The sequence below is a fragment of the Micromonospora sp. NPDC048843 genome (genome assembly GCF_040649965.1).
GTDB lineage: Bacteria > Actinomycetota > Actinomycetes > Mycobacteriales > Micromonosporaceae > Micromonospora > Micromonospora hortensis.
In genome coordinates, this window is sequence record NZ_JBEZGJ010000019.1 from 14240 (window position 1) to 27376 (window position 13137).

13 protein-coding genes and 1 pseudogene are annotated in these 13137 nt (G+C 73.9%); all 14 read right to left on the bottom strand.

Translation table 11 applies throughout. The annotated features are described in order from the left end of the window. Position 1: 1 nt before the first annotated feature. Positions 2 to 1789, bottom strand: coding sequence for an acyl-CoA dehydrogenase family protein (locus tag AB0C20_RS07125; protein ID WP_357189201.1), 1788 nt, complete (start codon positions 1787 to 1789; stop codon positions 2 to 4). Beyond that, the gene (locus tag AB0C20_RS07130; protein ID WP_357567570.1) at positions 1786 to 3552 is read right to left on the bottom strand and encodes an acyl-CoA dehydrogenase family protein; all 1767 of its coding nucleotides are present in this window, start codon (positions 3550 to 3552) and stop codon (positions 1786 to 1788) included. The genes AB0C20_RS07125 and AB0C20_RS07130 overlap by 4 nt, the downstream gene beginning before the upstream one ends. Continuing rightward, entirely contained in the window at positions 3549 to 5300 is a 1752-nt protein-coding gene (locus AB0C20_RS07135) for a fatty acyl-AMP ligase (RefSeq protein WP_357189205.1), read from the bottom strand. Before AB0C20_RS07135 ends, AB0C20_RS07130 begins: the two co-directional genes overlap by 4 nt. Positions 5301 to 5375: 75 nt before the next feature. Further along, on the bottom strand, positions 5376 to 6104 hold the full coding sequence (locus AB0C20_RS07140; RefSeq protein ID WP_357189207.1) for a DsbA family protein: 729 nt from the start codon (positions 6102 to 6104) through the stop codon (positions 5376 to 5378). Next, positions 6101 to 6850 (bottom strand): 3-oxoacyl-ACP reductase FabG, encoded by a 750-nt coding sequence (fabG, locus tag AB0C20_RS07145; protein WP_357567571.1) that lies wholly within the window; start codon positions 6848 to 6850, stop codon positions 6101 to 6103. The genes AB0C20_RS07140 and fabG overlap by 4 nt, the downstream gene beginning before the upstream one ends. A 12-nt stretch (positions 6851 to 6862) precedes the next feature. Beyond that, positions 6863 to 7378, bottom strand: coding sequence for a beta-hydroxyacyl-ACP dehydratase (locus AB0C20_RS07150; protein ID WP_357189211.1), 516 nt, complete (start codon positions 7376 to 7378; stop codon positions 6863 to 6865). Next, entirely contained in the window at positions 7375 to 7755 is a 381-nt protein-coding gene (locus AB0C20_RS07155) for a hotdog domain-containing protein (RefSeq protein ID WP_357567572.1), read from the bottom strand. The genes AB0C20_RS07150 and AB0C20_RS07155 overlap by 4 nt, the downstream gene beginning before the upstream one ends. Further along, positions 7752 to 8027 carry an acyl carrier protein gene (locus AB0C20_RS07160; RefSeq protein ID WP_357567573.1) on the bottom strand — a complete coding sequence of 92 codons (276 nt, stop codon included), beginning with the start codon at positions 8025 to 8027 and terminating at the stop codon, positions 7752 to 7754. Before AB0C20_RS07160 ends, AB0C20_RS07155 begins: the two co-directional genes overlap by 4 nt. Before the next feature lie 46 nt (positions 8028 to 8073). Continuing rightward, positions 8074 to 8343 carry a hypothetical protein gene (locus tag AB0C20_RS07165; RefSeq protein WP_357567593.1) on the bottom strand — a complete coding sequence of 90 codons (270 nt, stop codon included), beginning with the start codon at positions 8341 to 8343 and terminating at the stop codon, positions 8074 to 8076. A gap of 247 nt (positions 8344 to 8590) precedes the next feature. Next, positions 8591 to 9181 (bottom strand): annotated as a pseudogene (locus tag AB0C20_RS07170) (beta-ketoacyl synthase N-terminal-like domain-containing protein); the annotation flags it as partial. Positions 9182 to 9207: 26 nt separating this feature from the next. Continuing rightward, on the bottom strand, positions 9208 to 10032 hold the full coding sequence (locus AB0C20_RS07175) for an SDR family oxidoreductase (protein WP_357567574.1): 825 nt from the start codon (positions 10030 to 10032) through the stop codon (positions 9208 to 9210). Further along, positions 10026 to 11021: a beta-ketoacyl synthase N-terminal-like domain-containing protein gene (locus AB0C20_RS07180; protein ID WP_357189221.1), complete on the bottom strand. Its 996-nt coding sequence runs from the start codon at positions 11019 to 11021 to the stop codon at positions 10026 to 10028. The genes AB0C20_RS07175 and AB0C20_RS07180 overlap by 7 nt, the downstream gene beginning before the upstream one ends. Beyond that, entirely contained in the window at positions 11018 to 12181 is a 1164-nt protein-coding gene (locus AB0C20_RS07185) for a beta-ketoacyl synthase N-terminal-like domain-containing protein (RefSeq protein WP_357567575.1), read from the bottom strand. Before AB0C20_RS07185 ends, AB0C20_RS07180 begins: the two co-directional genes overlap by 4 nt. After that, on the bottom strand, positions 12178 to 13137 hold the full coding sequence (locus AB0C20_RS07190) for a thioesterase (RefSeq protein ID WP_357189225.1): 960 nt from the start codon (positions 13135 to 13137) through the stop codon (positions 12178 to 12180). The genes AB0C20_RS07185 and AB0C20_RS07190 overlap by 4 nt, the downstream gene beginning before the upstream one ends.

Here is a 13137-nt window from a genome sequence, read left to right on the forward strand (position 1 = left end):
GTCAGCTCCCTGGGCGTCGAGCGGGTCCAGAGGCCAGGCGCCCCTGGAACAGGTCGAAAGTGCGGGCGGCCTCGTGGCGGGCCGTCAGGTCGGCGAAGAGCCGGTCCTCGATGTCCGGCGGCAGCGGGCCGGGCCGCAGACCCAGCCGGGCGGCGAGCCGGTGCAGCGCGGCGCCGGCCCAGACCGGGTCGGCGGACGGCGTGCCGGCGCCGGTGGAGTACGCGTGCCACCAGACGCCGGCGACGGCCGCGGCGGCGAGCACATGGGCGTAGCGGTCGGCGAGGGTGAAGGCCCGCGGCCCGGCCAGCACCGTCCGGTCGCGGGGCGCCAGCGCGAGCACCCGGTCGGCCAGCCCGCGCAACTCCGTCACGAACAGCCCGGTGAGCCCGGCGAGCAGGCCCAGCGCGGGTTCGCGGCCGGCGCGTCCGGCGAGGACGGGGTGCAACCGGACGAGGTCGGCGGCGAGACTGTCCGCGCCCCGGGCGTTGAGCTGCAGGGCGCCCAGTCGCAGCGGCGGCAGCGGCCCGTCGAGGTCGTACACGGACCCGACGTCGTCGTGTTCCGGGCTCTGCCCGGCGAGGGCGGGCCGCCACCCGCGTTCGGCGAGACGGGGCAGCTGCGTCACCAGGCTGGCCTGGCAGACGGCGCTGCCGGCGTGGGCCAGGGCGACGACGGGCAGGTCCCGCGCGGCTTTCTGGAACATGGCGTACGGTCCGGTGCGCAGGTAGCTGCGCGCCCCCATCTGGACCGAGAGCCGGTACGACGACTCCTGCAGCAGTTTGGGGACCAGGTACTTGACCGCGGCGGCGCTGACACTGGTCTCGCCGGGCCGCAGGTGCAGCGAACGGCCGACGACGGAGGCGAAGGCGTCGCAGACGAGCAGGTCGGCGAAGCACCCGGTGAGCGTGCTGCGCGCCGACGGCAGGTCCGCGAGGCTCCGGCCGTAGAGCCGTCGGTCTCGGGCGAAACCCAGGACGGTCCGCAGCTGGGTGTCACCGACGCCGACCACCATGGACGGCAGCACGGCCCGGGTCACTTGGAAGACGCGCAGGACGGTCTCCATCGCCCCGCCCTCGGCGCCCAGCTGGGCCTCCGGCGGCACGAGGCACCCGTCGATCTCGATGCCGCCGAGCAGGCAGCCGCGTACGCCGGAGACCGGATACCGCTTGTCGCGCCGTACCCGGCCCGCAGGCAGTGCCGTGAGGTCCACCAACAGGTGCGAGTGTCCCCGGCTGCCCGGTCCCTCGGACGTACGGGCGAAGAACACGGCCAGCTCGGCGCGTGAGATGTTGTTCACGAGTTGCTTGCCGCCGTCGAGCACGAACCCGCCGGGGCCGGGCGCGGCGGTGAACTCGGTCCGCGAGAAGTCGCTCCCGTGCGCCAGCTCGGTGTACGCCGCCACGACCCGCCCGCCGGCGAGCAGGGTGCGCGCCACCCGGGCCTGCTGTTCCGGCGTGCCGTCGGCCCAGACCGGGAGCCCGGCGATGAAGCTCGTGACGCCGTACCCGATGCCGAGCGCGCAGTCACGCCGGAACACCGTACGCATCAGCTGCCCCAACCGGTCGGCGCGTTCGAACCGCCCGCCCAGGTGCGCCGGCACGAACTCGGCGTTCAGCCCGAAGTCACGCAGCGCGCGTTCGCCGTCGGCGAGAAGCACACCCTGCTCGTCGGCCGCGAGCACGGCCGCGTGCCCGAGCGGGTTCGCCGGGTCGTCGCCGGGACCGAGCACGTCCTCCAGGTGGGCGGCCCGGGTGCGGTAGCTCTGCTCCGGGCGGATGTCCACCGTCACGGCTCCTCCTTCGCCAGCTCGCAGGGGTAAAGGGAGAACAGCTGCCCGCGGTCGTGCTGGGCACGGAGGACCGGCAGCAGCGCGTCGACGGCCGGACCGTCCTCGTCGTCGAGGTCCGGCTCGCCGGTCAGCCGGCGCAGCAGCCGGGTGAGGACGGCATCCAGCCACGCGCCCCTCTGCCACAGCGGATCGGCGGCCCGGGCCCCGAAGCCGGCCAGGAACAGGTGCGCGCTCGCCGCGGCGGCGTACAGGACCGCGTAGCGACGGGCCAGCACGAACGTCTCCTCGGTGACGCCACGGGGCGACGGCCGGACGGTGGAAAGCTCCGCGTGCACGCTGTCCGCCACGTCGCGCAGGCGGGCGCAGCGGTCGGCGAGGGCGTCCGGGATGTCGTGGCGGGCGGCGAGCTCCTGGATGCCGGCCACCGCGGCGGGCAGACTCTGCACCACGCTGCTGCCGGAACGCGAGTAGAGCGCGAGCCGCTGCGGCTGCAACGGCGGGGGCGGCCCGTCGGAAGTCACCGCCGCCGCGAGGCCGGGCTCGTCGGTGTGCCCGGCGCGGTAGCCGCGTACCAGGGCCGGGAACTGGTTGACGAGCAGGTTGAGGTTGACCGCGGTGCTGCCGTCGAAGATGCCCACGATGCGGTGGTCGCGGTCGAGCTTCTGGAACGCCCCCTCCTCGTGGTCGGCGACCAGCATCGCGCGGGCGCCGAGGACGCCGCGCAGGCCGTCGATGACTCCGTCGCCGAGGCTCGGCACGAGGTACTTGACCACCGCCGAGGCGACGCTCTGCTCCGCCGGGAGCGCATGGATGCTGCGGACGCCGACGAGGCTGACCGCCTCCATCGCCAACATGTCCACATAGGACTCAGTGAGCGTGCGCGCGGCCTGGGGCAGCTCGGCCAGCGGGCGGCCGTACAGCCGGTGGGCGCCGGCGAACCGCATCGCCAGGCGCAGCGCGTGGTCGGTCATGCCCAGCGACATGGCCGAGCAGAGCGTACGGGTGATCTGAAAGCCCTTGAGGATCGTCTCCAGGCCTTCGCCCTCGGCGCCGATCAGCGCGTCCGCGGCGACCCGGGCGCCGGTGAAGGCGATGCCGCTGATGTCGGCCCCGCGGACCCCGTGGGTGGGCACCGCCGGCAACGCCCGCCAGCTCCCCGGGGTCAGCGCCGCCTTGTCGACCAGCAGGAGGCTGAAACCGCGAGCGCCGCCGGCGGGGTTCGTGCGGGCCAGCACACAGACCATGCCGGCGCGGGTGGCGTTGTTGATGAGCCACTTCTCGCCGTCGAGACGCCAGCCGCCCGAGGCGAGAGGTGTGGCGCTCAGGTCACCGGCGAGCAGGTCGCTGCCGTGCTCGTGCTCGGTGAGAGCCAGCGAGACGACCTCGCCGGCGCTCACCCGGGCGGCGAGCGCGGCGGCCTGCCGGTCCGACCCGGCGACCCACACCGACACCGCGCCGAGGTACGTCTTCACGTGCGCCAGCGCGACGGTGAAGTCACGGCGGCTGAGCACGCGGATGAGTTGGGCCAGGTCCTCGCTGTCGCGCAGCGCGCCACCGTGGGCTTCCGGCACGAACCACCGCGGCAGGCCCAGCGCGTCCAGGTCGCGGCAGATGCCGGCCGGGAACCTCTCGTCACTGTCCAGCGCGGCGCTCTGCTGCGGGGTGAAGGTCCGCGCCGCGCCACCGAGCACCCTCTCCAGCTCGGCCGCCAGAGCGTGCGGCGTCCACTGCCCGGCCAGGGCGTCCAGCGTCGCGCGGCTCACGAGCCGGCCCCGCCCGTCGCCACCGGTGTCCGCAGCGGACGCGCGGCGCCGCCGTGCAGCGCCGGGTCCAGCTCCTCGTGCCACGCCTCCAGCTCGCCGCGCAGGAACAGGTCGCGCATCAGGTTGCGCTGGATCTTCCCGCTCGTCGTACGGCGGGTGCGCCCCACGCGCAGCAGCACGAGCCCGGCGACCGCGACGCCGAGGCGACGGGCCAGGGCGGTGCGGGCGCGCCGGGCCAGGGCTCGCAGATCCTCCGCCGGCACGCCGCGGCCGCGGACCTCCTGCGTCACCACGATCTCCTCGTGGGTACGCCCGGGCGGGCGGACCGCGAACACGGTGGCGGGCAGGCCGTCGAACGCAGGGTCGAGCGCCTGCACCTCCCGCTCGAGGTCGTGCGGGTACAGGTTCCGGCCGTGCACGATGATGATCTCCTTCAGCCGGCCGGTGACGACCAGCTTGCCGTCGTGGAACGCGCCGAGGTCACCGGTACGCAGGAAACCGCCGTCGCCGCCCGCGGTCGTCCCGCCGAACGTCCGCGCGGTCTCCTCCGGCCGCTGCCAGTAGCCCTGGGCGACGCTCCGGCCGCGGATCCACACCTCCCCCACGACGCCCGGCGCCGTCTCGATGAGGCGTATCGGGTCGACGATGCGCACGTCCAAGCCCCGGACGACGCCGCTGGCGGCCACGTCGACGGTGTCCGTGCCCGCCTCGACGAGCCGGCCCTGTTCGAGCGCCGCCGGGTCCACCCGGAACACGGCGGGCTCCTCGTGCACCGGCGTACCGGAGACGTAGAGAGTGGCCTCCGCCAGCCCGTAGCCGGGCAGCAGCGCCGAGGGTTTGAGGCCCGCGGAACGGAACCGCTCGGCGAACCTGGCGAGCGTACGGGCGTCCACCGGCTCGGCGCCGTTGCAGGCGTAGCGCCAACGCGACAGGTCCAGGCCGGCGATCTGCTCGTCGCCGAGCCGGGCACACAGCTCGTACGCGAAGTTCGGCGCGCAGGAGATCTCGGCGCCGCAGCGGTCGATCAGGCGCAGCCAGGACACCGGCCGCTTGAGGAAGTCGGTGGGTGGCATCAGCACCGCTGTACCGCCGAGGTACAACGGCGCGAGCATCATCGCGATCAGGCCCATGTCGTGGTACGCCGGCAGCCAGCTGCACCACGTCATCCCGCCGTGCCACCCGTGGCTGTCCCGCATCAGGGCGAGGTTGTGGGCCAGTGCCCCGTGGTGCACCATCACGCCCTTTGGCTCACTGGTCGACCCCGAGGTGTACTGCAGGAACGCGAGCTGCTGCCGCTTTGGCAACGGCGGTGTCCAGTCGGCCGGGTCGGCCCGCAACGCCTCCTGCACGGTGAGGACCGTCGGGGCGCCGAGCCCGTCGCCGGACAGCGCCTCGGCCGTGTCGGTCAGGAGCAGCTCCGCGCCGGTGTCGCGGGCGATGCCGGCGGTGCGCTGCGTCTGCGGGGCGTGGCCGCCCGGCGGCGGGACGGGAACGGGTACGCGGCCCGCGTACAGGCAGCCGAGAAAGCCCTTGAGGAACGCCGTGCCCGGCGCGCAGGACAGCAGGACCCGGTCCGCCGGGGCGGTGCGGGCCCGTACCGCGGCGGCCACCGTGCGGGCGGCAAGATCGAGCTGGGCGTAGGTCAGCCGCTCGTCGCCGTCCCCAGCGCAGAACCGGACCGCGATGTGACCGGGCCTCTCGGCCACCCGCCGGCGAAACGCGCCGGTGAAGCTGTCGAACTCGGACACCGTCCCCCCGTTCCGTCGATCTGCCAGAAGCTTTGCCGCCGGCGCTATACCGCCCCTATACGGCCGTTGCCGCCGTCAGCCGCACCCGCCGGCGTGACCGTCGTCGACGCCGGGCGGCGCGGGCACCGTCACCAGCCGGCCCGCGTCCACGGGCGGCTCGGCGCGGACCGGGTCGGCCCCGAGCGCCTCCAAGAAGGCGGGCAGCCGGTCGATGCCCCAGAACTTCTGCCGCCGGTGCAGGAAGAACGGCACGCCGAAGACGCCGTCGTGGTCGACGGCGAGTAGCGCCTGCACCCCCTCGGCGCGCAGCACCGCATCCTCGGCCGCACCGGCCAGTTCGTCACCGTCGAGTCCGAGCACCGTCGCCATCTCCGCGACGACCTCCCGGTCGCAGATGTCGCGGCCCTGCTCCCAGCGCGTACGCGCGGCCTGGGCGATGAACGCGGGACCGAGCCCGTGCCGCCGGGCGGCCAGGTACGCCAGGTGCGGCACCTCCCACATCGGGTCACGGTCGACCGGCCAGGTCAGGCTCAGCCCACGCGCGGCCGCGAGCCGCCGTGCGTCCTGCAGGATGTAGTGGTGCTTCTGCCGGGACATCGGCACGTACGGGAAGCTGCCGCCCGCCTCGGCCAGCATCGCCAGGCTCCGCTGGTCGGGCTCGAAGAACGGCACCCACTCCAGCTGCGCCGCGACCTGCGGGTGGTGCGTGAGCAGGTCCCGGTACGCAAGGTACGAGTACGGGCTGCGCAGCGAGAAGTAGAAGCGCGGCGGCCGCTGGGAACGCCGCGCCGGTCCTGCGCTCACAGCGCGATGCCGCCATCGATCTGGAACACCTGCCCGGTGACGTAGGAGGACTCCGCCGAGATCAGGTACGAGACGAGCGGCGCGACCTCCTCCGGCTTGCCGAAGCGCCGCAGCGGGATGCGGCCGAGCATCGCCTTCACCGCCTTCTCCGACATGGCACCGGTCATGTCGGTGTCGATGAACCCCGGCGCGACCGCGTTGGCGCGCAGCCCGTACGGGCCGATCTCCTTGGCCAGCGACTGGGTGAACCCGATGATCCCGGCCTTGGAGGCCGAGTAGTTCGTCTGCCCGGCGTTGCCGGCGACCCCCGCGACGGAGGAGATCGTGACGACCGCCCCGACACCGCGTTTGATCATCGGGTAGATGGCCGGCCGGCAGACGTTGTACGTTCCGTCGAGATTGGTGCGCATGACCGCGTCCCAGTCCTCGCCGTCCATCATCACGAGCGGGCGGTCGCGGGTCACGCCCGCCGACGTGACGATGCCGGTGACCGGGCCCAGGTCGCGCTCCACGGACTCGGCGAACTCGGCGCTCTCCGCGCGGTCCCCGACGTCCACCTTGCGGGCCAGCACCCGCCGGCCCAGCCCCACCACGGCCTTCTCCACCTCGTCGGCCGCCGCCACGTCGGACCGGTAGCAGAACGCGATGTCGTACCCGTCGCGGGCGAGGTGCATCACGACCGCGCGGCCGATCCCCCGGGAGCCGCCGGTCACGATGACGACGCCGGACTTCTGCTGCTGACTCATGCCGCTGCCTCCTCAGGCGAGCGCACCGGCGGGCGCCGATGCGGGAATGAACAGGGTCGGCGCCGGCAGCTCGGTGACGTCGCGCAGAGCGACCACGAAGGAGCCCACCCGCAGCAGCGGCGCGCCCTCCACCCGGCTCTCCCCGGCGAGGATCGCGGTGCCGTCGATGGACTTCACGAGCTGCACGTGGTGCTCGATCACCTGCCCCGGGAACACCTGGCCCTCGACGGCGATCTCCTTGATGGAGCCGGCGAGCTCGACCTTGCCGGCCAGCACGTCCGGGTTCGGGCACTCCCAGACCGCCAGCAGCACCGCGGACTGCGCCCACGACTCGATCACCAGCGGGATCGGGTACGCGTAGTCCGCGGCCTCGCCGGCGAAGCCCGCGTACACCGGCTCGTTGGCGGAGACGGCCTTGCGGGTCGTCATGCGCTCGCCGGGGAGGACCTCGGTGACCCGGTCGACGAGCAGGATCGGCGTGCGGTGCGGGATTGTGCGGCTGATGCGCTCCAGGCCGTACGTGCTCATCGGGTCTCCCTCGCGTAGCGCAGGCGGACGTCGGCGACCTTGCCGCGGCCGGTGCGCACCTGGGCCCGGCAGACCAGCTCGTCGCCGTCGGTACCGGTGACCGTCACCTCGGTGACCACCCGGTCGCCGGGGTAGACGGGATGCAGGAACTGGCACCGGGTCACCGCGGTCAGCCGCACAGCCGGGCCGCCTTCGCTCCAGTGCTTGACGGTCCGGTCCGCCGCCTCGATGAGGTAGACGCCCGGCAGCACCGGGAAGCCGGGATAGTGCCCGATGAGCACCGGGTCGGCCGGGTCGACCGAGAAGGCCGCCGCGGCACCGTCGGCGTCGCGTCGCAGCGGCTCCAGCGCCGCGCCGAGCGGGCTCGCAGTGCTCACCCCTGCTCCCGCAGCTTGCGGTTCAACAGATCGTAGGTGGCCTGCAGGGAGGTGACGGCGGCCAGCTCCTTCTCGTCGAGCTTGACGCCGTACTCACGCTCCAGCCGGACGGTGATCTCCAGCGCGAGCAGCGAGTCGACCTCGAGGTCGTCGGCGAAGTGGGCGTCGTCGGTGACCTCGGCAGGGTCGATGTCCAGGACGGTGGCGATCCGGCCCCGCAGCTCCTCCTTGTCGATCGTCAGGACGCTCGCCGGGCGGGCTGTGTCGGTCATGGCTCTCTCCGTTCTCCGTGGCGGATGGGGGTGGATCAGCGGGCGTTCAGGCGCCCGCGCGCAGCACGACGCATCCCGCCTGTCCGTCGGGGTCGACGGACGTGACGAGCACGGTGTCGCCGGGAGCGGCCAGGGCCAGCGCGGCTGCCAGCTGGAACGCCGAGGAGGCGGCCGACGCGTCGCCGAGCAGCGACCGCAGCCGGTGCCGGTTGGGCGTGTGGCCGGCCAGCACCTCGTCGAGGGCGGCCTCCTCGCGGGCGCCGAGCGCACCACCGAGGTCGGAGGGGACGACCAGGCGGACATCGCCCGCCGGCACGTCGGCCTCCTTGAGGGCTTCGGTGACCGCCCGCGCGACCGCGTGCTGGGCGCCCTCGGGACGGCTGAACGCGAGGAAGCGGGCGGCGGCGATCGTGGCGAGGGGTGTACGGCCATAGGCGAGCGCCCGTCCCGCGGGCTCCAGCAGGAAGAGCGCGCAGCCCTCGCCCAGCGGGCCGGCGGGCCGACCGTGCGGGGACCCGGCGAGCGAGCCCCGGTATTCCAGCCAGGCCCGGTCGACCGAGAAACTCCTCGACCGCCCCGCACAGCACCGCCGCGCAGTGGCCCTGGCGCAGCAGCCGCGAGGCGTAGCGCAGCCCGAGCAGGCCGGTGAGCCGGCCGCCGGCGACAGTGGTGTTGGGGCCCTTGATCGAGTGCCAGATCGCGCTCTGCCCCGCCGCCCGGTTCATCACCGTGTTGGGGAAGCGCGCCGGGTCGACGTGGAACGGCTTGTCCCCGGCGAGCGCGTCGCGGGTGAAGTCCATGATGCTCTGCACGCTGCCGTGCCCGGTGCCCAGCACCATCCCGATCTCCTCGGGGTGGTCCGCGGTCAGCCCGGGCCCCGCCGACTCCAGCAGCGCCGCCGTGGTGGCCACGGCGATCGCGGTGGCCCGGTCCATCGACCGGGTGCCCTTGCGGCCCAGCACGGTGCGGGCGTCGAAATCCGGGATCCGCCCGGCGCGGTCGAACGGCCCGGCGGTACCCGGTTCGGCGGCGGTCACGGCAGAGCGCTGCTGCCGGACACCGTCGGTGAACGGCTGCGCGCCGAGACCGTACGGGGACGTGGCTGACCAGCCCGACACGACCAGCGGGTCCGCGGGCAGGAACGTGGTCATCATGGTGCGACTCCTCAGCTTCCGCAGGGCTACGAGGGGGACGGTCCCCAGGCGCCGGCGGCCGCATGGAACTCCCCGCCGTCGACGCCGATCGTGTTGCCGGTGATCCAGGACGAATCGGTGCGCGCCAGCAGCGCCACCGCCTCGGCGACGTCCTCCGGCTGGGTGAGCCGCCCGTGCGGGTTGTTCTCCGCGGCGCGGGCGACGTAGCCGGCGTGCTCGGGGATGCGCTGGAGGGCGGGAGTGACTGTGACGCCCGCCCGCAGCGCGTTGACCGCGACCCGGTGCGGCGCGAGCTCGCAGGCGAGCTGCCGCACGTGCGACTCCAGCGCCGCCTTCGCCGCGGACACCGCGCCGTAGCTCGGCAGCGCCTGCCCGACCCCGGCGCTCGTCATCGCGAACACCTTCGCGCCCGGGCGCAGCAGGCCCGCGGCGTGCAGGTCCTGGGTCCAGTAGACGAGGCTGTGCGCCATCACGTCTGCTGTCATCTCCAGCTGCCGTGAGGACAGCGTCTTGTCCCAGCCGTCGCGCGGCAGGAACGGGACCAGCGAACCGAAGGCCAGGGAGTGCACGAGAAGGTGGATGCCGGTCCCGCCGGTGAGCTCGCGCAGGGCGGCGACGACCCGGGTACGCGTCTCGCGGCTCGCCGCGTTGGCGTTGAAGAACTCGGCGCGCACGTCGAAGTCGCGCAGCTGGGTCACCAGCTCCGCCACCTCGTCCTGGCGGGCGGCGGTGTCGAAGTGGACCCCGGCCACGTGCACGTCCTCGCGGGCCAGGCCCAGGCAGATCTGCCGGCCGATCCCGCTGGACGCGCCGAGGACGAGGCACCACGTGCCGGAGAGGGACTTCAGCATGGCCGGGACTCCTGTCCGGGGGACCGACGGCGTGCGCCGGGGCGGCACGCCAGGGTGATCGCGAGATGTCCGTCGTGGACGGCGGTGACGAGCAGGGTGTCGCCCGGCTCGCCGGTGAGGGCGTCGGCAAGGTGCAGGGCTGGGGTCAGGCAGCCCAGCGGTGACTCGGTGCGGTGCTGGATGACGTCCGGACCGACCAGGGCGGCGGGCACCGTACTCGCTGTCAACTCCGCAAGGCCCGAGCCGTCGAGAATCAGCCGCACCCGCAGGCCGGGCGCCGCATCGCCGGTGACCCGCCGGACGGCGGCCCTGATGGCGACGGCGGCCCGTTCCGTGCCGCCGGGGTCGGCGAGGAATTGTGGCGGCACGAACAGCGATCCCGCCCGGAGAACAGGCGTTTCCTGCCGGCCGTCGCCCGCCTCGAGCACGAAGGCGACCGCGCCCTCCTCACCCGGGGCCGAATCCGAGCCGGCGTCCGGCAGGTGCTGCTCGGTGGCGGCCACCAGGGCCACGTCGCAGCGACCGGCCCGCAGTGCGCGGGCGCCCGCCTCCACGGCATCCATCGCGGCTGTCCGCGGGGAGGCCATGGTCAGCGCGAACGCCTTCAGGCCGTGGTCAGCGGCGACCCGGTTGCCCAGGACGTTCACCGCGAAGTACGGCGCGCTCACGGGCGCCAGCCCCGCCGCGCCTTCCGCACTGGTGACCTGGCGGTCCATGTCGTCGAAGAGGCGTCCCAGTCCGCCGTTGGTGGCCAGCGCCAGTCCGCGGCGTACCTCCGGGACCTCGGCCAGGCCCGTGCCGCCGGCGGCGTGCCGGGCCGCGGCGAGCGCGTACTGGGCCGCGGGCGGCAGGTAGCGATATCCCCGCGCACCTAGGCGGGTGCGGTGGTCGAACCAGCCGGCCACCGTGCCCGTGCCGCCCAGCGCCGCCGTGGCGCTGTCGCCGCCGGGGCTCACCACCGCGACCGCGGTCACCGCAACGGCGCTCATGCCGCCTCCAGGACCAGGGACATGTTGTTGCCGCCGAAGCCGTACGCGTTCACCAGCACCCGGCCCCCGTCGAGTGGGACCGGCCCGTCCTGGGGCAGCGACACGTCGCATTCCTCGTCCTGCTCGTCGAGGCGCACGTTGGGCGGGACGCTGCCGTGCCGCAGGATCTGGGCGCCCGCCACGGCACCGAGCGCGCCGGACGCCCCGCCCGCATGACCCAGCAACGCCTTCAGGCTGTAGAGCGGTACGCGGGCGGCGCGGGCGCCCAGCACCCGGTGCAGCGCCCGGCTCTCCAGCGCGTCGTTGAGTCGGGTGCCGGTGCCGTGCGGCACGACGCAGCCGATCCCCTCGGCGCCGCCGGCCTCGGCGATCGCCTCGCTCATCGCGCGCACGATCTGTTCCGCCTCTGGCTCGGGCGCCGTTGGATGCCCCGCATCGCAGCTCCAGGCCGTGCCGGCGAGCCGCAGGCCACGGCCGGGCACGGCGGCTCCGCGCGCCTCGGCGTGCTCACGCGACTCGAGGACGAGCATTGCCGCGCCCTCGGCGAAGACCGTGCCGCCCCGGTTCCGGTCGAAGGGGCGGCACCGCTGCGGGTCGACGGCGCCAAGCCGGTTGAAACAGCCCAGCGCCACCCGCGAGTACGCGTCCGCGCCACCGGCGACGACCACGGAGGCCTCGCCCGCGCGGATCATGTCCGCCGCGGCGCCGAGGGCGTACCCGCCGGCGGCGCAGGCGTTGGCGATGTCCTGGGCGGTGCCGAGCACCCCGAGCGCCCCGGCGACCCCGGCCGCGAGCCGGAACGGCGGCAGCCAACCCTGTTCCGGTGCGACATCCCCGCGCCGGTCGCTCTCGTTGATGCCCGGCTCGCCCATGCAACTGCCGACGACGACCGCCACCCCGGCACCGGCCTCGGCGGGGCCCAGCCCGGCGTCGCGCCACGCCTCCCGGGCCGCGGCGACCGCGAACCGGGTCGCGCGCGCGCCGGTCAGATCCCCGCCCGGGGCGAGGTGGATCAGCGGGCGGTCCATCACCGCCGGCGGATCGGCGGGGCGGTCGGGGCGGCGCGCCGCGGCGCCCGTCATGGCCTTCCACAACGCGTCCGCGCCGGTGCCGTGGCACGAGACGGCGCCGATACCGGTGACCATGACGTCGGTGGTCATGCCGACGTACCGGCCAGGGCGGCGTTCATCCGGTCGTCGAAGGTGACCAGGCTCCAGTCGCGGCGGTTCTCGATGAGGGCGTACCCGTGGGTGATGGTGCCCGTGGAGGTGTGCACCAGGGCGCCGTCGCGCACGACGTACGTGTCCATCCGGGCCGTGTACGTGACGTCCTTGAAAACCTCCTCGACGGTGAAGACCGTGTAGAGGTCCTCCTCCATGCGGGCCTCGTCGACGACGGTGATCCGCGAGCGCGGCACGACCGGGATCCAGTTCTGCTCGTCCAGCAGCGTCTTGATGGACACGCCGCGGTCCTCGAGGAAAAGGTCCACGACCTCCTCCATGAGCCGCAGGTAGCCCGACATCTGTACGCGCTCCGTGAAGTGGCAGTACCAGTACGGCATGCGCCACTTCCAGGCGAAGGCGTTGCTGCCGGCGGTCAGCTGCTTGATCAGGTCGTCGGCGTCGAGGTTGACCTCGGGCGCCTCGACGGCCCAGCCGGGAGCCGCGCCCAGCTGCGACACGACATGCGGCCGCAGCACGGCCGGGATCGGCTGGTCTTTACCGCCGCGGGGGTCGTGGCGCAGTTGCACCCGTACGGTCGACGTGGCGGCCTTGACCAGGCCCTCCTCCCGGGCGACCTGCAGCACCACCCCGAACAGCAGCTCGCCGTCGCGGGCGCGCCGGTGCGGGCGGACCGTGGCGGTTACGACGTCGTCGATGTGCAGGGCGTGCACGATGCGCGTGTCGATGTCCACGAGGTCGGTGCACAGGCCGTACGTCTCGTAGATCGCGCCCGGCGGCAACCCGCCCTCGCGCAGGTGGTTCAGCACCGACTCCTCGACGAGGTAGTTGACGTGCTTGAAGCCGATCCAGGTGCAGATGTTGGAGCCCTCGTAGCGGGGCCGGATCGTCAGCTCGGACGGCTCCGTCAGCGACGGCGTCGGGGTCAGGGTCAC

What these genes read in the sequence shown, in the direction of transcription:
- fabG (WP_357567571.1), bottom strand. Translation starts at nt 6,850, where the DNA reads ATGAGTCAGCAGCAGAAGTCCGGCGTCGTCATCGTGACCGGCGGCTCC.
- AB0C20_RS07150 (WP_357189211.1), bottom strand. Translation starts at nt 7,378, where the DNA reads ATGAGCACGTACGGCCTGGAGCGCATCAGCCGCACAATCCCGCACCGC.
- AB0C20_RS07160 (WP_357567573.1), bottom strand. Translation starts at nt 8,027, where the DNA reads ATGACCGACACAGCCCGCCCGGCGAGCGTCCTGACGATCGACAAGGAG.
- AB0C20_RS07175 (WP_357567574.1), bottom strand. Translation starts at nt 10,032, where the DNA reads ATGCTGAAGTCCCTCTCCGGCACGTGGTGCCTCGTCCTCGGCGCGTCC.
- AB0C20_RS07180 (WP_357189221.1), bottom strand. Translation starts at nt 11,021, where the DNA reads ATGAGCGCCGTTGCGGTGACCGCGGTCGCGGTGGTGAGCCCCGGCGGC.
- AB0C20_RS07185 (WP_357567575.1), bottom strand. Translation starts at nt 12,181, where the DNA reads ATGACCACCGACGTCATGGTCACCGGTATCGGCGCCGTCTCGTGCCAC.